This is a genomic window from Paenibacillus sp. FSL K6-1330 (assembly GCF_037976825.1).
Classification (GTDB): Bacteria; Bacillota; Bacilli; order Paenibacillales; family Paenibacillaceae; genus Paenibacillus_AQ.
On the sequence record NZ_CP150269.1, the window covers coordinates 4,233,846 to 4,256,743 of the forward strand.

Here is a 22,898-nt window from a genome sequence, read left to right on the forward strand (position 1 = left end):
AGTTTAAACGCTTAAACTCCATTGTTATAAAGCAGCACACATTTCGAGCAAATCGGCATCAAACCGCAGGCCAGAACCTCGCGCTGTTTCCGAAGATCTTCGCCGTGGAAAATATCCGCCACGCTATCTTCATACAAATTGCCGACACTGAATTCCGGGAAAAATTTGCACGGATTCACTTTGCCGTCCGGCATCACGTCCATCCGGTTCGAGATCGAGAAGCACTTCGTCCGGTTCATGGCCGGCTTCTCGCTTCCCCGGATAAACCCTTCCACCTCTTCGGGCTCCAGCGCGGGCTGATAGCGGATACGTACATTCCATACGCGTGAATTGACGCGTTTCAGCTCTTCGATCAATGTATCGAAATGCTCCGGCGAGATGTGAAATGTGAAGGAGTGCCAGCTGTTTTTATGATCGTCCGCAAAACGGGAAGCTAGGTGCGGGAAATGGGCATCAAAGTAGGTATCCATTTTCTCCGCCGTACCGGAAGGGATGTACCAAGGGAAGCAGAAGTACACGGAATCTACGCCCATCTCTTCGAAGTATTCCATAAAGCTGTAAAGCTGGCCGACCATTTGGTCATTTACTGTCAGAGCTACAGATACTTTGCCTTTGTACAAGCCCTGCTTTTGCAGATCCAGCAGGAGCTGTATGGCGTGGATCACCTTCTTGAATGTACCTTTGCCTCTAATCGCGTCATTCTCTTTCTCGAAGCCTTCCAGGCTGATCAGCATGACCAGATTTTCCGACATTTTTAGAATAGAATCCAGCTTCTGTTCAATGAGAATCGCATTCGTACAAATGGTCGTATACCGGTCTTCTTTGGCCAGCAGCTCCGCCAGTTCATCGAACTTGGAGTAGAACAGCGGCTCCCCGCCCCACAGGAACACGCGCGATTTGCGTTCTCTCGTTTCGGCAAGTAGCTTCTCCACGACAGGAATCTCGATTTCATCGTTCTTTACTTCTTTGGCAAAGCCGTGATGGAAGCCTTCCGGATTCCATTCGAAGCAATGCTTGCAGCGCAGATTGCATCCGTTATTGAGTTTGATCCCAATCTCATAAGGCACAGGGGCCGCATAAGTCGGGTCCTCTTTGAGCTTCCTTCCCGTCTCGGCTAGCGGTACCAGGGTTCTTTTCATATTACGGAACGTCAGTTGGTCAAACGTAACTGCTGTTTTCGGCTGCATAGGTGTTCCTCCCAAAATGGTTGATTTTTGATCGCTGCTCCAACAAACGTCTGCAAATCTCCTCTAGCATAGGTTTCGAAAAATCCTGAGCTTTCCATTCCGCAAACCGGATACCGAAACCACAGGATTCCCAATAGGCTGAATTATGAAGCTCATGGTCGCCAAACGGTTCCAGCATGACAAAAGGGATTCCGAACGCCAGCGAGTCGTTCAGGGTCGCTCCCCCCGGCTTGCTGATGATTGCAACGCAATTTCGCATGAGGTCCGTGTAAGCAGAGTAATCCCCGAGTGGAAACTCCCGGAGAACGCCGTCTTCACGGACATAACGGACCATCGGCGGAAATGTGTGCCGCCCCTGCACATCCCTGCTCCACGGATCCCAGAAGGCCACCGTTCCGAAGTAGCGCGTAACCCCGTCGTCCTCCTCCACCTCGGAGGGATCGTAAACGATCACATCAAGGCTGTATCCGAGCTTACGAAGTTCTGAGATCGTTGCGGCATAGGTCCCGATCCCCCAGCCGCCGCCATGGATCAGAATGCGTCCGGAACGCTGCGCGTAAGGCAGAGGCTCCGCTTCGTCCGAAGCAAGGTAACTGTCCGGCGACAGCTTTGAGGGCTCATAGAACCAGATGTTGTCGTAGCCTAAATATAATTGCTTGTGTACCTTATAAGACGGCGTATCACTCGCATCCAACCGAATCAGCCGGATGTCCAGCGGGATGTCGGCAGCTGCCTTATAACGCTCCAGGATTGGCAGCCAGAAGCCGGTAAAGACGGCAAAACGGGAGACACCGGCCTGTCTCCAGTCCTCCAGCATTCTCCGAACCGCTTCCTCGGCCAGGGAAGAGTCAACGGGCTTGGCCAACTTATGGCCCATACGGGCAACGGAGAAATCCGCATGGAATGCTTTTTTGGTAGAGTGTATCTTGTGCCGAACTTCCTCGTGATACAAGTTCTCCAGAACATGAACCTCTGTTCCGATACCTTTGCCTTGCAGGTACGTATGCAGATGCATAGCCGGAATGTATGCGCCAAGCGAATTGCCCGACGCCAGCAAGGTGACCGAAGATGAATACATGCGCAGCCTCCGAGTTCCAGATTTAGTTGTACACTTTAACGGATAAGTCGGCGAGCATCTGACGCAGGCTTTTGACCAATTCGCTGCGATGTTCGTCGTCACGTCCCAGCACGGCTGCATACAGCCGTCCCTTCGGCATCCCCCGTTTGTTCTGTGTTCCTTCGGCGATACGGCGCCGTGTTAGAATCTCGTTCACCATGACGGTATTGGATGATAACGGAACGATCCCGTAATCCCCGGGTGCTGTCAACAGAAGACCGGATTCGCGCAGAGAATGCAGGAGTTTCCCGAATGTGAAGCCTTGCGGAAGACCGAGAGAGAAGAACGTAAGCCAGCCGGTAAGGCCGTATGGTTCCCACCATTTATCGAGATACGCGTTAATCAGTCCCATGGACTTGCGGGCGTTGATCTCCACAATGGATACGACTTCTCCGTCCTCCAGGATCATGGAGTCGAAGCAGACAAAGCCGTGGTAGCCGTCCTCGGCCAGCGCCCGGAGCGCTTTCTCTAACACCGTAAAATAGCCGGCGTTCTCCAGCATGTCGTTAAAATCTTCATCGGCTTGGATAGACCCGCTGTAATTTTGCTGGTGATTCATCATCCGCTGAACGGAGATGAACTCCTTCTCACCGTTCTCCCGGATGAACCAGTGAGAACTGAAATCGGTCACTTTCGGCAGCAGGGGCTCTAGCAGAAACTGAACGCGTAATCCGCTGCCCTCCTGCTTATACAGGTGCTCCGCTATTCTTCGCTGCATGGCTTCGCTGTCAATGAGCAAATTGCCCTTGCCCGAAACACCGAATGGATCTTTCAGCAAATACGGTCCTCGCTTCAAAAGTGTAGTTCCAATTGCCTCTATTTCCGCAGCGCTGTATGCCTCCAACCCGTAGCGCTTCTCGCCGATGCCAGCCAGGAGTCTGCTCGAGTATATCTTGGAGTTGACACGTACAACCGTCTCCATGTCCGGTAAAGGACTAAACGGTCCAGCGGCACGGAGGTAAGTTTCCGTTTCTGCCGTAATAGCGTACGGTGATAGAATGTTGGTAGCATTGGTGAACAACGCTTCATCCGGTGATTGTGTTTGGCGCAAACCGTTTGCGGCATATAAGGAAGAGATCGATCCCGGCAAGAGTGCACCCTCAGAATAACCGGCACCTGCCGTCTGCAGCACCCTGTTTGCCGTTATAGGATCTTGGGCTTGTTCGGCTGCAAGGCTGAACATGCACCGCTTGAAAACGTCTGATCCTGGTAAAGGCTTATGCTCATCGTTCAAATCATAGTGATAATGGGACTGAAAAGAAAAACCCAGCCCGTTCAGGTATTCGTGCAGCGCCGGATCAATTTTGCAACGACTGTAAAGGACATCGTCCGGTCCGCAAAATGGAAATAGCAGCTCGTCCATGCAGAGGACAATCGATTCCCGGTCCTTATCGGGCATAGCGGGCAGCCGGGCCAGATCCGGATCCCTCCAACGTGTTTCGGGATCGAAGGTACCCATCACGATTTTCGGAATCACGCCGGCATCATTGCTTGACATCTTCGTATAGGGGCTGCTCCTGCGATTGGCAGCTTTTCAGAAAAGTGATAAATGAGTCGATCGACTGGAGATGTTCGTAATCGAATTGGTCATAGTCAATGACCACGTTTAACTGATCTTCGACTTTGAGCATAAACTGGATCATTTGCAGAGAATCGAGGCCTATATCGTTGTTTAGATCCGTATCGAGGGACAGGTTTTGGCGGAGTTCCGGTTGGTCTTCTTTGATAGAGCACAAAATGTCTACGATTTTACCGTACATGACTACACTCCTTTAGTGGGTTAATATACGAGGTACAACCGAATCTTTACATTTAGAAATTCCATTCGAACAAAAACTCCTAAAACATATTCCCTCCTTTTACCATAGTTACAATTATTATCTTCCTGGTGTTAAAATCTGTCAACAATAAATATAACAGGATTCGATAGAACGAAAATTGCCGAAAACTACGTCCAGATGGTATTAGAAAATTATAAGGATGGATCAGAGTCTCGATAACCGCGGCTTCATCTACGTAGATATTCTTGTTCACGACAAAAGGAGCTGTAACCTCTAAAGGTCACTAGCTCCTTGTATTCATGACTTGGTAATATGCTTGATGGTTCCTATGCGCACGATAACCAGCCTGGGACACTTCGTATAAGCTTCCACACTTCATTCGGTATGTCGATTTTCTGTTGATCCTTTTTTCTGCTGATCCTTTAACGAATGGGGCGTTCGGATATTCATCCTCGCTTATTATAACTGGAAAAACATCCCGTGGCAGACGGATGTACTAGATCTGAAGCCGCTGTGGTCCAGGCTTGAAGCATTAATCCGAAGTGGCTTCTTGTTCTTTTGGCAGTGGCAAACCCGCTTCAACCAATCGCTTGTTCCGAGCGAAGAATACCGTAAGTACGAGCATAAACAGTCCGGTACCGATCAGCAGCCATTCGATTTTAACCACATCAGCAAGCGGTCCGAATATCAACATCCCGATGGGCATCATGGAAGTCGAGATCATCCCGAAGACACCGAATATACGTCCCAGATAATTTTCGTCCACCTTCTCCTGCAGCATGACGGTCGTCGGCGTATTAAATATAGGCATCGCTACTCCGAACACAGCCATGATGGCTAAGTAAATCCAGAATACAGGTACAATGCCGAGCGCAAAAGTAGACGCGGCCATGATGAAGCTGGCTATGGACATCGTGTACACTTTATTTTTGAACCCGCCCCATGACGCGATGATCCCTCCTCCTGCCATCATGCCGACGGAAAACGCGATTTCGATTGCCGTTAAGCGCCATACATCGTCACCGAAGCTGCGGGTAACCTGCAGCGGAGTCAGAAAGGCAGCAGGTGCCATGAGCACAAAGAAAAATGCGAAGAAGATAAAAAAGGATTTTAAAAAGGCATGCTGTTTTATATACGCCAAGCCCTCCTTGAAGTCGTCCAGGTAGCCTGTACTTTGTATATCAGATGCCTTTTTGTGCAGCGGAATTTTGAGAAAGACAAACAAGGTAAAGATCGCGATCGCAGCCGTAACGACGTCGATAAAAAAAATCATTTCGATCGTTGCCATCGTAAGCAAAGCTGCGCTGACAATAGGCGCTACGAACATGGTGAGTGCTTGCAGGCTGCCGTTAATACCGTTAACTTTCGTTAGCTTCTCTTGCGGTACAATTTGAGGCAATATCGCCCCGACCGCTGGTGTCTGAATGCCTGCCCCGAGTGCACGTACGGCAGAAATGACAAACAGCAGCCAAACCGCTTGGTAGCCAAGCATAAACGTAATGGCCAAAATTAGCGTAACCACCGCGATCATAGCATCCGCAATCATAATGAGCGATTTACGATTGAAGCGGTCCGCCCATACGCCCGCAAACGGCGACAGCAAAAACGTCGGAATGAATCCGCAAATAATATACAGCGTCATCATCATGCCTGACTGCGTAGTCAGCGTGATGTACCACATAATGGCATATTGCACCAAGGCAGAACCAAACAGTGAGAGTGTCTGGCTGCTTAAGAAGAGAATGATATTCCTTTTCCAATGGATTTTCTTATCATCTTCGGTTTCTGACATCATCCCACCCTTTCGTGTATTATCTCACGCGATTTACACTTATTTTAACTTAAAACATCATGTGACATTTCTTCTTAATTGCTCATTTTACGTCCATCAGAACGGCGGCCGATCCAATGATTTATGTTCCGATCCTTTGGTTACAATTCCTATGTGTCTCATTGAACTGTATAGGCGAACATGAAATTTCCGATATCTCCTATGCTCGTTTGGAGCGCATCGCCTTTACTTGAGCAATGCCTTTATCGTTCATGAGTTTTGCGTATTCCTCTGACTCTACGGCATAAATCGCGACTTTCCCTTGAGCGTCATGATGAATACCCCAGCCAAAGCGTTTGCTCAAGGACGAGGTTCGGAGACAAGGCTGCCCTTTGGAGAAGAACTTCTCGCGAGCGAATACTCTATCATTTTCCGAGATATGATTGCGCGCGGCAAACACTTCAAATAACACATCCTCTTGCGTGTATTGGTAGGGATGGTTCGATATCATCTCATACTGAATAACCGGTATGGTCTTAGACTCACCTTTTGCCTTCGGAATTTTAGCCGCGCTAACAGGGCAGTCTTCAGAAACTTGAATAAAGGTATTGTAATAATTCATATCTTTCATATTATAAGAATTACCTCCCGTTCATTTTTAGTTCTCTCTCATCCTGCCCTTTCCATATAAACATAATATCCTCATTTTCTTTGCAGAGATAGTGGTTTTCTCAGGACAACAACTTACGTCGTAACATAAAGTTCTCCCGTCTACATTGCATATTGTTCTCCTTACTAGAGATAACTTTTTGGATTGTAATATAATTTATTGTAGCGCCATTATATAAGACACATAGATGCACGACATGTTTCTTGTATCGCTATATCTCCTTTCCAATTTATCTACTTTTGGAAACATTAATATAATCTGAATATTTATCGCCAGGTGCGAAAAATATTTAAATTATAGAGAAACCCATATGGGAAACCAATGATACTTTGGGGCATTTTACGAGATAGAAGCTGTTAGACTAACTACGTGCGGACCGTGATTCCGCTATTCGTAAGCAAAGGGGCTTAATATAAGGTTAAGCGGACACAGATTCCGCTATTTCCTGATATACCACCCTAAAAACAGGAGAAACCGAGAATAACGGATTCTGTGTCCGCGAAGTCTTGAATTTGGTACATTTATTCGGAAATAGCGGATCTCCTGTCCGCATACATCAGACGCACACCGCATACAGCAGACGCACACCGTATACATCAGTGCACACTGCATACATCAAATGCACACTGCATACTTCAGTGCACACTGCCCATCAATTGTCCCGACGTTTGCATTTATTGAATAGGTATTGCCATTACCAGCTCTTTCGTGGAGTTTTTCGAGCTTATCCATTCTGTTCAGGTTGAGTTTCCGTCAAGCAACTCTTCATTATGGGCCTATATCCGGCACGTTGTATTTTCCCGTTATATGAAAAACAAACTCCAAAACGGCTGGAAGAAGCGGCAGGGACCCGTCGATTGACGAGTCCCTGTTCTTTCCATGCCTATATCTCATGAGAAAACATAACCTATTCCAGAAAAAAGTATGGTTGTACGTTCTCTATTCGCTTACGCCAAGTTTATGCTTCGAATTGAGTCCATGTTCACTTTCGGTTTACGATCGATCGTCAGCAAGCCGTTCACTTCCTGCTGCACGTCCGTAATTTGTGTATAGCAGAATCCGCTCACGTAGGGTAAATTTTTTATGGCTTGCGTAATTCCCTCGTATCGCTTCAAAAATTCCTCCTCGTTGCGAACCTGATTGCCGTAACCCCAACCCTCTTCGCTTGTGAAGGCGATGCCGCCATATTCGCTGATGATCACAGGCTGGCCTCGATAGCCATAACCCTGTGCGAATGGATAACGATGCTTGTTATGCGCAAATTCGTTGCCTAACAGCGCGTCTTTGTCCCGATATCGCTCTTCCAGCATAGCGCCTATCTCTTCATAATCGTGGAGTGTGATGATATCCGAAATCGTATGCTCCCAGCCATCGTTCACGATGACCGGCCGCATCTGGTCGAATGCCTTGGTCAAATGATAGATCGATTCGGTAAATTGTTGCTGCTTGCGGTCGGTGGCTATGTCGGTTATCCCCCAGGACTCGTTGAACGGTACCCATGCGATAATGGAAGGATGATTGTAATGCTGCCGGACAACAGCCATCCACTCATTCGTGAATCGCTCCACCGCATCGTCCCCGAATTCGTAGGTCGACGGCATTTCCGACCATACCAGCAGCCCTTTGCGGTCGCACCAATATAAGTAACGGGGATCTTCCAGCTTCTGATGCTTGCGCACGCCGTTAAAGCCTAGGGCAAGCGTTTTGTCGATGTCTTCCAGCAGCGCTTCCTCCGACGGAGGCGTCAGATGCGTATCGTTCCAATAGCCCTGGTCCAGCAGCAATCTCTGATAGATCGGCGTATGATTCAATATAATTTGATCGCCTACGATCCGGATGCTCCGCATGCCGAAATATGAATAGACCGTATCGATGGGATTACCGTTTTGTTTCAGGATCATCTCGACATCGTATAAATTCGGATGATTCGGATGCCATGGCTTGATCTTCCATTCCCCTACCGCTTCGTTGACGACGCTTACGTCAACCGTTACGGTTCCTCGCTCCACACTCGTTTCCGTCGAGCGGATCAGCTTCCCGTCAAACCGGATGATCGTCTGAAGGGTTAATCCATCATAATCATGCCCGGAATTGCCGAGTTCATAATGGAAGTTCGCTGCCCCGCGCTCAAGCTCAGGAGTTATTTTCACCCGGTTGATATGAATCGGATTCACGTACTCCATCCATACGGTCTGCCATATCCCCGTCGTCTGCACATACCAGCAGCCGAAGTTGTCCTTCATCCATCGCTGCTTGCCGCGCGGTTGGGTACAGCTGTTGCTGTCCACAGCTCGAACAGTAATCCTGTTCTCTCGGCCAAGCTCGACCGCCTCGGTAATATCGAAGGAAAAGGCTGCGTATCCTCCCTCATGCGTACCGATTTTGTTGCCGTTGACCCACAGGGTCGCCGAGTAATCGACCGCTTGAAAATGCAGCAAGACACGTTTGCCTGCTTCCTTAGCAGGTATGGCAACCATCCGCTCATACCATACGCAGGGATGGAACGATTCATCTGCTATACCGCTTGCTTTCGTCTCGAACGCGAAGGGGACCGTAATTTTGCGGTCGGCTTCAAGACGGTCGTACCACTTGCCATCTTCCCCTTCCCATGCATCGTCGAACCGGAAATCCCATTCCCCGTTCAGATTTTCCCAGTTTTCACGTACCAATTGCGGTCTGGGATAGTCTTTAATATATTTGTGCGAGCTAGACATTATGTTCCACTCTCCATCTTCTGTAAGTTTATCGTATCTATTTCGTACCTATGGATTCCACCGTCAAGTCGCCGAGCTCGATCTGCTCCACATGAACCGATCGCAGGCCTACTCTCCCCTGCATGAATGCCTGGGGATCATCGTATGTCAGGACCGGCTCTTCCCCGTCCTGCACATATACGCGAATCGTGCCTCGGACCGCCTCGATGCGCAAGCTTACCGGCTCGTTTGGTTCCAGCGAAACCTTGACGCTATGCAGCAATTCGGAATCGTAATTATGTTTGTACAGCTCGAGTTTCGTCGCGCTGACCGCAAGGAAATATCCCATCAGCGAATCGCTCACTTGATCCCGGAAATCCGACTCGTTAGTCACTCGGAAGAGCACGCCCGCCTGACCGGACGGATCGTCGCCCAGCTTCACGGTCGTCCGGATACGATAGTCGGTCCAAAGGGGGCTTCCTCCATACATCTTTGCATCGGAATTAGCAGCCCCGGCAAAACCGCCGACAGTTTCGATCCACTGGCCGTGGACATCCTCGGAGCTTGTTTGTTCCAAAAGATGCTCCAACTTGAACGTATGCTCGTCGACCAGCTCGAAGTCCATCGTTTTCCATTCCATCGTATGGTCGCTGTCCAATTGAATGGCAAGGCTATGTAATCCCTTTTCAAGCTTTAGGGATCCAACCCGAATTTTAACCCAGGGTTCGTTACCGGAGTAATGGCTGCCGTCGACTTTATAGTTTCCGGCTTTCTTATCGTCCACGAGCAGCTTGAAGGATGCCGGCCCCGCTCCGGCCTTGACCGTTAGGTCCAGCGCATACATGCCGGATTCCGACACGTTCACCGCATAACGCAACCAGTCGCCTTTTTCCGTCAGCGATGCCGAGTAGCTCCCATCCTCTGCCACCTGGATCGCCGTACCGTCAGAACTACGCCATGCGCTTGCTGCCGATGGATGACGGACCGAGAATCCTCTGCCTTCGCCGCTTAAGTAATGCACCGCTTCAATGCTGCCCGGAAGCGGTTTTGCCGTTTCGAAATCACTGCTGCCGGAAGCGTGATTCGAGAATGCCGTATACGAAAAGCTCGGCTCGCCGGTTTCGTATCGATAACCGATTTTGCCTGATCCAAACGGTTCCGCTGATTGATCGAGCTTCAGAGTGCCGTCCAGGTAAACCCGGAGCCGATCTCCTCCGCGCTCGACGCGAATCGTGTGCAGCTTGGACCAATCCGTGTCTTCGGAAATCTTCGCCGTTGCAAGCACATCGCGTGTTCCACCCTCCATCCTGCCCACGGATATCCGGTTTAGCTCGGGCTCGATTTCGGCGAATCCGTATTGATTCGCTTCCTGATACGCAAACAAAGCCGCGACGCGAGCCTTCGATGGGACCACGTTATATTCGGCCGTATACATTTGATCCGTGCTCTCCTTGCTCACGATTTGTGCCATTCCTCCAGAATTCACTGCTTCCCACCGGCTTTGATTGATGGCGGCTGCATCCAGCCTATCGGCAAAGACCGGCCCTCCCGGAACGGGCTGGTCGTAATTCGTAGGCCCCAGAATCTCCATCTTGTCTCCGTTGAAGACCAGCCTGTCGATGTTCATGCGACGGACAGGCGGGCCTTCCTGAGATCTTCCCGTCAAGTTATGATATACGAGATAATAGGAATCCAGATCGGGTCCGAGTACGGTCGAGCTGTGGCCGAGCCCGTAGAACTCCGGCTTGGTACTAATCACAAGCGGGTTGTTGACCGGAACGGTATACGGACCGAGCGGCGAATCATGGGACACGGCATAGTGAATGCGATAACCTTTGCTGAACACGTGATTGCCGGTATACGTCATGTAATAGGTTCCGTTCCGTTTGATAATCATGGACCCTTCCGTCCAATGTCCCAGATAGGGCCCTGGGATCGTCTGACCCACCCCGAATTCGGCGGGGCCGTCCATGGGAACGCCGACAATGCCTGACGAACCTGCATGCGTGAACAGCCATGAGCCGTCATCGTCGATAAACACCGAGCCGTCGATACTCATCCCGACGTTCTCGGAGATCCGTTCGAACGGGCCTGTCGGCGATTCGCTGCGAAACACATAATGCCCCTTTCCTGCCGGAGACGTATAGAGATAGAACCAGCCGTTCCAGTAAATCACTTCTGGTGCGTAGGCGCCGGTCGATACGGGATCCTCCGTCACCAGACCCGCATACTTCCAATCGACCAGATTGTCCGATATCCAAGCCTTGATGCCCGTCCGGTGATCCTTCGTGCTGACATACAAATAATAGCGGCCGTCATGCCGTAATACATACGGGTCCCCATTGCCGTAATCCTCCCATTCTTCCTCTAGGGAAGGAAAAGGATTGGCGTACATCTTTTCGTTGTAAATGTCCAAATCGACCGCCTCCGGTTTCGTTCTTGAATCGCATCCCGACAATGCCAATCCGGCCAGTAATCCTAACGTGCCAAGACAACAAACGATCTTCGTCAGGCGCGGCATACTTATCGGCACATGCCTCACCCCTTGATTCCGCTGATTGCCATCGACTCGATAAAATATCTTTGGCAGAAAAAGAACACGATGATTACCGGCACCATGGCGATGATAGCGGCAGCCATGATCATCGGATAGTCCGACTGGCCGATGTACATGGCCTGCATCGAGGCGATCAGCACTTGAATCGTTTGCTTCTCAGGCGTGTGCAAGTAAATCAGCGGACCAAGAAAATCATTCCAAATGCCCATAAAGCCAAGTGCGGCTTGAGCAGCGAGGGCCGGCTTCATGATAGGCAGCGCGATTTTGAAGAATATGCCCGGAAAGCTGCAGCCGTCGATCTTCGCCGCTTCGATCAATTCCGTCGGCATCGCGCTCTGCATATATTGCCTGATAAAAAAGATAACAACGATGTTGCCGAACAGGCCGGGCACGATGAGCGGCAGCAGTGTGTCCACCCAATCCAGCCTGGAAAATCCGATATACTGCGGTATCATAACGACCGAATACGGAATCATCATCGTTCCGAGCAAACCCATGAACAGCATGCCTTTGTAAGGAAATTCGAATTTACCGAACGCATAGGCAGACATCGCGGATACCAGCATCCCAATCGTTAGGACGATCACCACGATGATCAAGCTGTTCATGAATCCGTGAAGCAAGGGCGACTCCAGCCAGACTTTTGCATAGTTATCGAACGTAATCGGATCGGGAATCCACTGTGGCGGAATTTCAAATACGTTTCGCCGATCCTTTAATGAAGTCGAGATGGTCCATATGAACGGTGCGATCATAAAGATCGAACCGCAAAGCAACAGCAGCAGCGACCAGAGGTCCGTCATTTTTTCCCGTTTCACAGATTTCCCCCCTAGTCTTGGTAAACCCATCGATTGGAAAGCTTAAATTGAATGAGCGTAACGATAAAGATGAGAATGCCCAGTACCCAGGCCACCGCGCTGGCATAGCCCATATTGAAGTACTCGAACGCGTGCTGGAAAATATAATAGACGACCGTGGCACCGCTGTATTCCGGCCCGCCATCCACCGCAAGCACGTAAATTTGGCTGAATGACTGGAACGCGCCAATGATACCCATGACGACGACGAAAAAATGGATCGGCGTGAGCAGCGGGATCGTAATTCGCGTCAGTTTGTGCCATGCACCAGCGCCATCGATTTCCGCAGCTTCATAATACGTTGAGGAGATCGATTGCAATCCTGCAAGGTACAGCACCATGTTCCCGCCGATGCCGCTCCACAGCCCGATCAGGATGAGCGAAGGCTTCACCCACTCCGGCTTGCCCAGCCAGTTAGGCCCGGTTATACCGAACGTTTCCCACAGGAAGTTGTTGAGCAATCCGTAATCCTGATTCAATATCCACTGCCACAGCAGTGATACCGCGATAATCGGCGATATGACCGGAAGATAATAAATCGTCCGCATGAACGAGATGCCGGCAAATTTGCGGTTCATTAAGATGGCCAGCAGCATCGAGAGGATCATGCCGAGTGGAATGCCGATCATCAAATAGATCGTATTGTACAACGATTTGAACACTTTCTCGTCTTTCAACAGATCCTTATAGTTTCCGAGCCCCGACCACTGCGGATCGGTAAGCATATCCCATTTGTGAAAGCTGATATAGATCGAGAACAAGATCGGCACAAGGCCGAACAAAAGAAACCCGAGAACCGGCGGAGCCACGAACAGATACAACCACGCCAGTTCTCTTCTGCGATACCCGCCAAGCTTGGTACCCATATTCCATTCCACCTTCGCCTGTATTCGTTATGACAGGATGTCCGTACGGCGGGAGGCACCGATTTGGATGGCTGACGCCCCCCTGCCTTTTACGGCATTATTTATTTCCTTTGTCGTACAGCTCCTGCATCTTCGGCTGGATCTGGGCCGTAAAGTCTTTTGCCGACATCTCACCGTTCCATACTTTGCTCGCGTTCTGGTTGAACGTATCGATCCATTGCGTATCCTTCGAGAAAGCCACCACGTCCGGGCGTCCGTAATCTTGGATAATATCAAGGAATACTTGCCGTGTTTGCGGTCCTTTGTCCATTTCCTTAAATTCGCCTTCTGCCATGTCGATCAGGTTAGGAACCGCTTGGCCAAGCTGGTAGTTTTCGCGCTGCCCTTGCTCATCCAGGGACAGAAAGGCCGCCAAGTCGAACGCTTCCTGCGGGTGTTTGGATTTCGCCGAAACGGAAAATCCCATCGAGCCGAGCCAGGTCGCCGTTTGTCCCGTCTTCGGGCTTGCCGGCCACGCAGCAATGTCCCAATCGAAAGGCAGCTCCCAGAATGCAGGCTGATCCCATGGGCCCATCGCAAACATCGCCAGCTGGCCGTTAATAAAGCGGGTATATGCATTCATCGCTTGCTCGGCTTCCTGATTCGGACTGACCTTATGTTTCAGGTTCAGGTCAGCGACAAATTGCATCGCCTCATAGAATTCGGGCTCGTTTACCTTTACCGTGCCAGTGGCGTAGTCGATATATTCACCGCCGTTGCCCCATACTGCCGATTCCAAGCTGTAAGCGCCTACACCATATTGATCGGGCTTTCCGTCGCCGTTAGCATCGACCGTCAGCTTTTGGGCGGCTTCCAGCATGTCGTCCCAGGTCCATTCCCCTGCCGTTGCAGAAGGGTAAGGTACACCTGCTTCGTCAAACAAATCCTTGTTATAAACAAATGACCATGGTCCTACGTCCTTGGGCAGTCCGTACATGTCTCCGGCACCGACCTTGCTGCCGTCAAAGCGATAGCGGTCCATTGCCTGCTTCCATACGTTATCGGGATTAAACAATGAGGTCTGGTCCAGATAGGACTGAATGTTGAGGAGCGTTCCGGCTTCCGCGAAGCGGTAAAACTCGGGACCTCCAACGTAGAATACGTCCGGAACCTTGCCGGAGCTGATCAGCGTCGTCATCTTCTGTGAGTACTCACCTGGCGGCACCGAAGTGTATTTAACGGTAACGTGCGGGTACTTCTCCTCGAAGGAAGCGATCAGCTTTTCGAAAATCTTCTTTTCGTTCGGATTGCCGTGGCCCATAAACTCAATCGTTACAGGTTCTTTTGAGTCCTGCCCGGTGGAAGCTTCATTGCCTGATTTCGGAGTGTCCGGGTTGCTTGGAGTAGCTCCGTCCTTTGGTCCATTGCCGCCGCTGCAAGCGGTTAAGGCGAACATCAGCAGCAGCATGATCATGCCTGCGAATTTGCTCTTCGATTTCATGCGATTCCCCTCTTCTTTAAAAGATGTGGTGTAAGCGCTTTACGAAATCATGATAACTTATAATAATATAATTTTATATACTATATTTAATATAAAATAGGTGATCTCCTCTATTGTCGACCAGCCGCTTTACTCTTTTACCAGCATAACTGGCACCACGATTCTTCTCGCCTCAAAAGCTCCTTCGATCTGCTCGATTAGCAGCTCTACGGTCAACCGGCACATTTCCTCCTCGTTTTGGCGAATATACGGGACATTCGGCAGATCCGGCGGATCGAATGTGATCAGCTCCACTTCGTCCGGCACCTGTCTACCGGATGCAACTGCGGCTTTATAGACATTTCTGCACAGCTCCGTATTGGCCGTGATGATGCCGGTGATATGGGGACTGCCATCTAAAAACGCCCTGATATGTTCAATGGATTGACCTGATGCGATCTCTTCCAGCGGGAGGAGACACCATAAGCTTTTGTCGATCGAATATCCATGCTCCAGAAAAGCCTGCTCAAACCCTTGGGCCCTCTCGTCCGTCACCGTATTCGTAATTTCAGGAGAGATGAACGCGATAGACGAATGGCCTTTGTTAAGTAAATACTCCACGGCTTCCCTAGTGCCATTAACGTTATCCGAGCTTACACTGTATGTCTTGACCTCCTTCAAGAACCGGTCGATCAGAACGAAGGGGAAACGGTCCAGCGAGAGCCTCAGAATCGAATCGTTGTACGTCTCGTTTTCAACCGGAAAAATGATCATGCCGTCCACCCCCTGCTTCAGAAAGGACGAGATGACCTTGGACTCCTCAAGCTGGGATTCGCGTGTAATTCTCAGCATCACTTCATAACCTGCGGCAGAGGCGTACTTCTCGATGTTATCTAAAAAACGCTGGTCCACTTTCGTTTTCATCGTCGGCAGCACTAACCCGATACGCCCGCTCTTGCCCGGACCTGCTGTCCATTCTCCCAACTGATCAAGCGCCGTGGAGTTTTCCGGTCTGCTCATAACGAAGGTGCCCTTGCCTTGGATCCGGACAAGCAAGCCTTCCTCCATCAGTCCGACCAGCGCATTTTTGCTTGTAATTTGACTGACGCGGTAACGTTCGGATAATTCTCTCTCCGAAGGGACCCGGTCCCCTTCCCGCAGCTTGCCGATGGCGATCAGCCGCTTGATATCTTCCTGAATTTTTTTGTATAGCGGCAGAGATTTCAATGCCCATCACAACCTTTATGATTTAAATAGTATATTTAGTATATTATTATAATATAACTTGGTGTTTGTAAATGACTAAAAACATCTATAGAGAGGATTCCAAAGGAAACAGACTGCTCTTAATGGAGACTTTTCAGACGATATCAACAGCAGGAGCTTTGAGATGCAAAGTTTCTTATCAATTAAGCGGCTGACCCAAAAGGTCTTAGATCTTGCGGAAGGCCCCCTTCTTGGAATGGTTCTGAGCAAGGGTGAAATGTGGTGGCAAAGGCAAGCGCTGACACTTGTCCGGAATCGATTCGTCCTCACCGCTACGCCGTGCAGATTGCTTACTTTTAGACGCAAAGAAACCGTTCTTTGGTAAAATGGAGGTTCAACCCAAACCATTTACGAAAGGAACGGTTTCTTTTGTACATTCAATATGCCGTGGGGCAATTCTAAGATATCCCTCAACAATCTACTTTAAGGACGACCCCTTGATGGGTTATTTCATTGTATTCTTAGATCGAACTTCGTGAAGTCCGATTCATTCCGGCCAAATCCAATGGACCGGTACGACTTCACGCCTTGGCTCGTTCGTACCGGACAACTGTTCCGACAGCAAATCGACGGCACGCCGGCTTACTTCATCCAATTGCTGACGGACGAAAGGAATGCCTTCGATATCCGGATCGTCAAAAGCGGCTAGTTGCGGTTCGTTCCCTGCTCCCGTCCTCATTTCCCGAATGGCATAATGGGTATAGCGGGCCAATTCCGCGTTAACGGCAAAGACGGCCGTGATATCGCTCCGATCACGCAGAAAACGAACGACATCCCGTTGTCCGTGACCCTCTGCTATAGTTTCCAAATCCAGCATGCACCATAGTGTCTTGTCTATAGGCAAGCCCTGTTCCATAAAAGCGGCCTCGAAGCCTTTGGCTCTTTCGTCCGTAACCGAATTTGTAATTTCCGGTGACAGGAAGGCAATGCGCCTGTGTCCCACCGCAAGCAAACTGGATATAGCCTCGCGAACGCCTCCGTAATTGTCAGAGCTGACGCTGTACGCTTTGATCTCTTTCAAGAAACGGTCGACTAGCACCAATGGAACCCGATCGAGCGACAAGCGTAGAATTGCATTATTGTAGCTTTCCTGCTCGACCGGGAAAATGATAAACCCATCGACGCCTCGTTCTTGGAACTGCTTGATCGCTCGGTATTCTTCCTCTTGCGACTCGCGTGTAATGCGGATCAACAGGTCATACTCCCGCTCCGCACAATAACGTTCCAGACCATCCAGCAGCTGCTGGTCGATCTTGGTTTTCATCGTTGGCAAAATAATCGCGATCGTCTTTTTTGTGCCCGACTTAAGATGTAGCTCTTCCAGAATGACCTGTTCCCGAACGAAGGTGCCCTTTCCCCGATATCGCACTAACAAGCCTTCCTCTACCAAACCGTTGAGCGCGTTTTTGGTTGTAATCTGGCTCACACCGTACCGCTGGGCCAAGTCCTTCTCCGACGAGACCAAGTCGCCGGCCTGCAGCTCGCCGCTCTGAATGCGCTGGCGTATGTCGTTCTGAATACGTTTATATAACGGATGCTCCATGTCTGACCTCGCTTTTTACGTCAGTCCCACTGAAAAAATAATATATATTTAGTATATCTTAAATGATATTAATTGCGATACAATCCCTTTTAGAAAGCGCTTTCTAATTCGGGTTGGGAGGTTAATTGCATATGATTCGAAACAAAGGCTTCTGGAAGAAACCACTTGCTTTCGTCGTCATGCTTGCGCTTGCTTTAACGGCAATTCCATTGTCGCCGGTTCATGCCGCTTCATCAGGTATGGCGTGGGCTTCGCAGCAGATTGCCATTTATACGCCGCCATCGGGAGGCGTATGGTATCCTCGGCTGCTCAAGCTTACGCCGAGCGAGTGGCTCGTATCCTTCGATACCAACGCTGGCGGAGGCAACACGCGCATTGTCGTCTCCCGAACGCAAGACGGCGGCTATACATGGAGCGCTCCGATCACAGCTGTCTCAAGCAGCGACGGCAATGTGGGGAACGGTCAAATGTTAAGGCTGCCAAGCGGGGAAATTTGGTTAGCCTATCGGCAGGTCGTACAGAACGGCTCGACCTATGACATCCAGCTTAACGTCAAGCGGAGCGTCGACGGTGGTTACACCTGGAGCGATTTGCCTGGCGGATTGGTCGGGAGTTCAACCGCCTCCAGCTTTAAAGGTTTGTGGGAGCCGCATCTAGACATGATCAACGGCACAATCGCGGTGCTTTATGCGGACGACAGTCCGGCTGCGGTCGGAACGACCGGGCTGCAAAATTTGTATATGAAGACCTGGAACGGAAGCGGCTGGGGCAACCGCATCACGGTTAGCGACGGAGTGGCAGCCAGCTCCCGCGACGGTATGCCGGTCATCACGCGAATGAACGACGGGCGGTATATAACCGTATTCGAAGCCTCGGACGTTGCCGGCCACCCTTTTGTCATCAAGTATAAAATATCGCCGGACGGCTTTAATTGGTCGGTTCCCCGCCAAACGATGTACGTGCCCAGCGGCAATGGCAAAAAGGCGGGTGCTCCGTTCGTCGTGAAGCTTGACGACGGCCGTCTTATGGCCGCATTCCAGACCGATGAAAGCAGCGCCAACACGGGGGATCCTTACACCTCGATGTTTACGATGATCAGCTCCGATAACGGCGCGTCATGGCAGTACAAAACCAACGTTTTTCCGGTATCCGATACGAAATCCTCCAACTGGAATGCCCTGATGACCATTGATTCGACCCGTGTCGCAGCTGTCACCAGCGCAACTTATCCGGCAAACGGCATCTATCTGCGCTTCGGGCATGCCGTGACACCGCCGCAAACGAATGTCGTTAACAATCCCGGTTTTGAAACAGCCAATGTAGCGGGCTGGACGACGTACGGCGATGATTACCCGAAACGGATTCTTATTCATGGAGCTAATGACGGCGTTGGGCTTCCCGCTGCCGAAGGCTCTTACTTTGTCGGTCTCGCGGGCACAAGCGGACCTTCGACCGCGTATGTCGGACAGACGATTAGCGGTCTCGATAACGGCACGTATACGATGCGCGCCCGCATGCGCAGCAGCGGAGGCCAGAACAGCTGTGTCATGGAAGTGAAGGACTATGGAGGCAGCATGCTTCAAACCGGGTGTCCGGTGACAACAGCGTGGACGTCTGTCACGATATCCAATATTCAAGTGACGAGCGGCAAGGCGACGATCGGATTTTACGTATCCAATTCGTCCTCTTCCCAATGGGCGGATATCGATCAGGTCGAGTTCTTCCGGAACTAGTAGGAGTATAACCTCCGGCTAAACCAATCGTCTAAATGAGGCCTCTCCACTATAGGAGTAGGCTAATGATAGATTAACATTGTTAAAATTAATTTAATCTAGGGCCATCCATATGTCATCATTGATGCAGTGGGCGGCCCCCTTTCATTTTTTAGTCAGCAAAAAGAATGCTTCATGCCTTTGATTATCTTCATTGTATGAATGATCATCGTCCGGATCGGATAGAGCAGCAGTGTGCCGGAAGCGCTCCTAGTGCGCACCTGACCGCTGGCGCATCTGAAAGCAGAAAAAGGTTGGCTGGGCCGTCTTAAGTGTATGAGCTGGGCCGTGCCTGTTGCCCAGCTTTAGCCCGCAGCACTTCTGGTATCAACGATCTGTTTGTACAAGGGGAGAGAATAGAAGTATGGTATTCGATATAAGTGGGCGACACATTTGATTCTAATCTATTGTGAAATATTCACATGGTGATAGTTTCTAAATCATTGATAAAAGTTCTCTACCTTAACGCCTAGGCATTACAAAAGGCGCTGAATTAATCCCCCCTCCTAACGATACTTTATACGGTCGATGAAAGTTCCCGAAATCAAATGAATAATATCCGGCAGTTTAATATGTAATGGTCGTCACCTTGACCGATTCTCCTCATGAACTAAAAAGGACACCTGTTTAGGTGTCCCTCTGTTTATTTTGTCCAAGCGGGTCAGACCTGCTTATCTGCGGCGATCAATAAGAAAATGGGGCGTCTGAATGCATCATGCCATTCTGGATCCTGAAGCTGCTCGTGTTCTGGCTTAAGCTCAGACATTTCCCTAAACTGGAATCCTGCTTTCACTAACGCATTCATCTGTGTGGCTATATTCCGATGGTACTTGGTGACTTCATTGTCAAGAAATCTAGTTTGGCGTGCGCCTTCCTCATGATAGTGATCGAGAGGCCAAAATAACTTTTCCCCGTCCGGGCCATAATACCAATCTTGTTCGGGCACAGCAGTAAACACGGGGTGTTCAACTGAAAAGACAAACGAACCTCCAACCGTTAGACTCTGATATACCTTTTTACAGATATCCTCGAAATCACGAATGTAATGAAGTGCAAGCGAACTAATCACGACATCGAACTCGTTAGCAGGGTAGTCAAAATCCTCTATTGCGGCCTGCACATATTCTATATTCGTGTCATCGGTCATCAACCTTGCCCTCTCTAGCATGTTCTTTGAGATATCCACTCCGACCACAGAACGTGCATGCTGTTCTCTTACGTACCTGCAGTGCCACCCGAATCCGCAGCCGAGATCAAGCACCTTTTTGTCCCTAAGTTCCGGAAACATCGATCGAAAGGCACCCCATTCTCCTGCTCCCTCTAATCCTTTGATTGAACGGGGAAGTTGATTGTAATTCTCGAAAAATCCTAGATCATCATACTTGTTTTGCTTCACTACAATCACCCCTTAACGTTATTTTATAATTCCCCCCCATTATATTTGACCTGTTTTCATTCCTCAACGCCAGTCATGTTTCTGCTTTAATTGTGATCATGGATCAAGCACTGTAACCCAAAGCGTTTATTCTATGTGTTCTTCATCAAGACGCAAAGTGAACACAAGTGCCCACTCCGTTTTTCTCAACGATTCCGTTGAAAGATCCGCTGTATGTATTTTATTGGTACTTGTAGCATGCATCCCAAATACATGCACGGGCTGGTCTATCGTAAACGAACGTGGACGCGTATCCTGAATCAAACCGTGTGCTGTCAACTTTTTGTCCCAAGGAATAGTAATGGTAGAAAGACTTGATCCCGTGTGAGAAGTGGTGTTGACTTTAATCTTGCTGAACTCCTTTTGACCCTCTATGGATTCCGTGTCAACGGATATGATTAGTTCTACTTCGTTGCTGCCCTTTTGCTCATTCGAACTGTAAAACAAATCTCCGATCGACCCTGCCGAATCTACCTTCTGCCCGTTCTTCCAAATATCGATGTCCAAGCTGACGTTAGGTTTATTTCCCTCATACTTTAATTTAAATGCACCCGTCATCGGACCGAGGAATAGCTTAAACTTCGCTGCGTCCCCTTGGAACAAATCCACCGGTGTAAATTCGATCTTGGAAGATGTCGAATCGGTCTCAGGAGAGATCTGTTCCTTAGTTCCTGCAAAGCAACCCGTTAGAATCATGAAGGCGATTAATATACACGCTTTTAACCTCAATTTACTACCTCCATTAAAATAAGCTATCATGTTACTAAAGTTGAATATCACAGCCATCAAAAGGCAAGCCTCTTTCAATCAGCATAACAGCATGGTTGATTGCATTCTGTTGGTTCTCTGTAAGGCAGCTCTCATGCCCATTCCATTCACTAAGCCACCAGAAGAAAGAACAAATATTTCTATACTCCATAAACATGGGGATTGTTTGTTTCCAGTACTCGGTGAGATGGTGTTCCTTCTCGTAACCCATGAGGAATTCACGCAAGAACAGTTGGGCAAACCTGCTTTTTGTGACACGATCTTCTGCATGCACTCCCCACCAAACGGCATGAGTGGCCGCTATTGCAATGTCTAATGAAAACCAGCCATAGATACTATCATCAAAATCAAAAACCGTTATTTCACTGTTGTCGATAAAAAAATTATAAGGATGGAAGTCATGATGTATGAGTCCAAACGAATCGCAACACCTAGGCAGTGAATCAATCGTACTCTCCATAGAGATCAATTTTTCAAGAAGTACATTGAAACTGCCTTGCTGCAGATGAGGATTATTGATGCTTCTTCTGCTCCAGCTGTCTCTCTTCACAAGGATGTCTGATACTTCATATGATTTCGATAGCCTATGCATTCTTCCCATGGTTTCTCCCCAATTTCTGAATATCTTTGGGCCCCATAGCTGTTCATTGTTTTTATCAAAAAAGCGACCTGCAGCCTCATGAAAAGCAGTTGCTATATACCACTTATCTTCATCGCAGAATATGGCCGTTAACTCATTATTACATGTTTGAATCGGTAATGAAGCACGTACTCCGTTCTTCACCAAGTAATAAACCCAATCTACCTCCGCCCTTATCTTCGGTACATATTCGTGTGATTTCTGAGATAACCGCAAGATATAGGACTGATTGTCCTTCGTAAACCGATATACTTCATTGGTTGAGTTACTCAGGAAGACTAACGTTCCTACATGAAATTCGAAAGATTCTGCGGCTTTAAGCAATAGCTTCGAGCTTCCCATTCAGGATACCTCCATCTTTTTAAGAGTCCTATAGACCAATAATTATAAAAGCCGCTCAAGCGAGCGACTTTGTATTGATTACTGTAATCTCGATCACGATCATGTTTTCATTCGAAGAGTATTCGTTAAGAAGTTTGTGCGACTCCTGTTTTGGAATTATTAGCCAATCAATAT

The 22,898-nt window shown here is 49.2% G+C and carries 17 protein-coding genes; 1 reads left to right on the plus strand and 16 read right to left on the minus strand.

Going from position 1 to position 22,898, the window contains the following annotated elements; translation table 11 throughout:
* Nucleotides 1-11 precede the first annotated feature (11 nt).
* The 13 genes from NYE54_RS19040 to NYE54_RS19100 all read right to left on the minus strand — a co-directional run bounded on the left by NYE54_RS19040 (nt 12) and on the right by NYE54_RS19100 (nt 17,767).
* Entirely contained in the window at nt 12-1,187 is a 1,176-nt protein-coding gene (locus tag NYE54_RS19040; RefSeq protein WP_215159469.1) for a radical SAM protein, read from the minus strand.
* Nucleotides 1,159-2,265: a hypothetical protein gene (locus NYE54_RS19045; protein ID WP_339265369.1), complete on the minus strand. Its 1,107-nt coding sequence runs from the start codon at nt 2,263-2,265 to the stop codon at nt 1,159-1,161. The genes NYE54_RS19040 and NYE54_RS19045 overlap by 29 nt, the downstream gene beginning before the upstream one ends.
* A 22-nt stretch (nt 2,266-2,287) precedes the next feature.
* Entirely contained in the window at nt 2,288-3,802 is a 1,515-nt protein-coding gene (locus tag NYE54_RS19050) for a hypothetical protein (RefSeq protein ID WP_339265371.1), read from the minus strand.
* A complete protein-coding gene (locus NYE54_RS19055) occupies nt 3,789-4,064 on the minus strand; it encodes an acyl carrier protein (RefSeq protein ID WP_076321631.1) in 276 nt (91 codons plus the stop codon). Before NYE54_RS19055 ends, NYE54_RS19050 begins: the two co-directional genes overlap by 14 nt.
* Nucleotides 4,065-4,617: 553 nt before the next feature.
* Entirely contained in the window at nt 4,618-5,877 is a 1,260-nt protein-coding gene (locus NYE54_RS19060; protein ID WP_339265373.1) for an MFS transporter, read from the minus strand.
* A gap of 199 nt (nt 5,878-6,076) precedes the next feature.
* Entirely contained in the window at nt 6,077-6,487 is a 411-nt protein-coding gene (locus tag NYE54_RS19065; RefSeq protein WP_339265375.1) for a DUF6157 family protein, read from the minus strand.
* Between the two features lie 986 nt (nt 6,488-7,473).
* The gene (locus NYE54_RS19070) at nt 7,474-9,240 is read right to left on the minus strand and encodes a sugar-binding domain-containing protein (RefSeq protein WP_339265377.1); all 1,767 of its coding nucleotides are present in this window, start codon (nt 9,238-9,240) and stop codon (nt 7,474-7,476) included.
* A 37-nt stretch (nt 9,241-9,277) separates the two neighbouring features.
* Nucleotides 9,278-11,752: a family 43 glycosylhydrolase gene (locus tag NYE54_RS19075; protein ID WP_339265379.1), complete on the minus strand. Its 2,475-nt coding sequence runs from the start codon at nt 11,750-11,752 to the stop codon at nt 9,278-9,280.
* 5 nt (nt 11,753-11,757) lie between these two features.
* Nucleotides 11,758-12,594, minus strand: coding sequence for a carbohydrate ABC transporter permease (locus NYE54_RS19080; RefSeq protein ID WP_215159481.1), 837 nt, complete (start codon nt 12,592-12,594; stop codon nt 11,758-11,760).
* Nucleotides 12,595-12,605: 11 nt separating this feature from the next.
* The gene (locus NYE54_RS19085) at nt 12,606-13,499 is read right to left on the minus strand and encodes a sugar ABC transporter permease (protein WP_339265382.1); all 894 of its coding nucleotides are present in this window, start codon (nt 13,497-13,499) and stop codon (nt 12,606-12,608) included.
* A gap of 97 nt (nt 13,500-13,596) precedes the next feature.
* On the minus strand, nt 13,597-14,979 hold the full coding sequence (locus NYE54_RS19090; protein WP_339265384.1) for a sugar ABC transporter substrate-binding protein: 1,383 nt from the start codon (nt 14,977-14,979) through the stop codon (nt 13,597-13,599).
* 129 nt (nt 14,980-15,108) lie between these two features.
* Nucleotides 15,109-16,185, minus strand: coding sequence for a GntR family transcriptional regulator (locus tag NYE54_RS19095; protein WP_339265386.1), 1,077 nt, complete (start codon nt 16,183-16,185; stop codon nt 15,109-15,111).
* A gap of 526 nt (nt 16,186-16,711) precedes the next feature.
* Nucleotides 16,712-17,767, minus strand: a complete 1,056-nt coding sequence (locus NYE54_RS19100; protein ID WP_339265388.1) for a substrate-binding domain-containing protein — start codon at nt 17,765-17,767, stop codon at nt 16,712-16,714.
* Nucleotides 17,768-17,898: 131 nt separating this feature from the next.
* Between NYE54_RS19100 and NYE54_RS19105 the strand changes: the two genes are divergently transcribed.
* On the plus strand, nt 17,899-19,500 hold the full coding sequence (locus tag NYE54_RS19105) for a sialidase family protein (protein ID WP_339265390.1): 1,602 nt from the start codon (nt 17,899-17,901) through the stop codon (nt 19,498-19,500).
* Nucleotides 19,501-20,200: 700 nt separating this feature from the next.
* On the opposite strand, the gene NYE54_RS19110 is transcribed toward NYE54_RS19105, so the two are convergent.
* From NYE54_RS19110 to NYE54_RS19120, 3 genes are all read right to left on the minus strand, one after another.
* Nucleotides 20,201-20,935, minus strand: coding sequence for a class I SAM-dependent methyltransferase (locus NYE54_RS19110; protein ID WP_339265392.1), 735 nt, complete (start codon nt 20,933-20,935; stop codon nt 20,201-20,203).
* 126 nt (nt 20,936-21,061) lie between these two features.
* A complete protein-coding gene (locus NYE54_RS19115; protein WP_339265393.1) occupies nt 21,062-21,703 on the minus strand; it encodes a hypothetical protein in 642 nt (213 codons plus the stop codon).
* A 34-nt stretch (nt 21,704-21,737) separates the two neighbouring features.
* The gene (locus NYE54_RS19120; RefSeq protein ID WP_339265395.1) at nt 21,738-22,724 is read right to left on the minus strand and encodes a phosphotransferase; all 987 of its coding nucleotides are present in this window, start codon (nt 22,722-22,724) and stop codon (nt 21,738-21,740) included.
* Nucleotides 22,725-22,898: the final 174 nt, after the last annotated feature.

What these genes read in the sequence shown, in the direction of transcription:
- NYE54_RS19040 (WP_215159469.1), bottom strand. Translation starts at nt 1,187, where the DNA reads ATGCAGCCGAAAACAGCAGTTACGTTTGACCAACTGACGTTCCGTAAT.
- NYE54_RS19045 (WP_339265369.1), bottom strand. Translation starts at nt 2,265, where the DNA reads ATGTATTCATCTTCGGTCACCTTGCTGGCGTCGGGCAATTCGCTTGGC.
- NYE54_RS19050 (WP_339265371.1), bottom strand. Translation starts at nt 3,802, where the DNA reads ATGTCAAGCAATGATGCCGGCGTGATTCCGAAAATCGTGATGGGTACC.
- NYE54_RS19055 (WP_076321631.1), bottom strand. Translation starts at nt 4,064, where the DNA reads ATGTACGGTAAAATCGTAGACATTTTGTGCTCTATCAAAGAAGACCAA.
- NYE54_RS19060 (WP_339265373.1), bottom strand. Translation starts at nt 5,877, where the DNA reads ATGTCAGAAACCGAAGATGATAAGAAAATCCATTGGAAAAGGAATATC.
- NYE54_RS19065 (WP_339265375.1), bottom strand. Translation starts at nt 6,487, where the DNA reads ATGAAAGATATGAATTATTACAATACCTTTATTCAAGTTTCTGAAGAC.
- NYE54_RS19070 (WP_339265377.1), bottom strand. Translation starts at nt 9,240, where the DNA reads ATGTCTAGCTCGCACAAATATATTAAAGACTATCCCAGACCGCAATTG.
- NYE54_RS19085 (WP_339265382.1), bottom strand. Translation starts at nt 13,499, where the DNA reads ATGGGTACCAAGCTTGGCGGGTATCGCAGAAGAGAACTGGCGTGGTTG.
- NYE54_RS19090 (WP_339265384.1), bottom strand. Translation starts at nt 14,979, where the DNA reads ATGAAATCGAAGAGCAAATTCGCAGGCATGATCATGCTGCTGCTGATG.
- NYE54_RS19100 (WP_339265388.1), bottom strand. Translation starts at nt 17,767, where the DNA reads ATGGAGCATCCGTTATATAAACGTATTCAGAACGACATACGCCAGCGC.
- NYE54_RS19105 (WP_339265390.1), top strand. Translation starts at nt 17,899, where the DNA reads ATGATTCGAAACAAAGGCTTCTGGAAGAAACCACTTGCTTTCGTCGTC.
- NYE54_RS19120 (WP_339265395.1), bottom strand. Translation starts at nt 22,724, where the DNA reads ATGGGAAGCTCGAAGCTATTGCTTAAAGCCGCAGAATCTTTCGAATTT.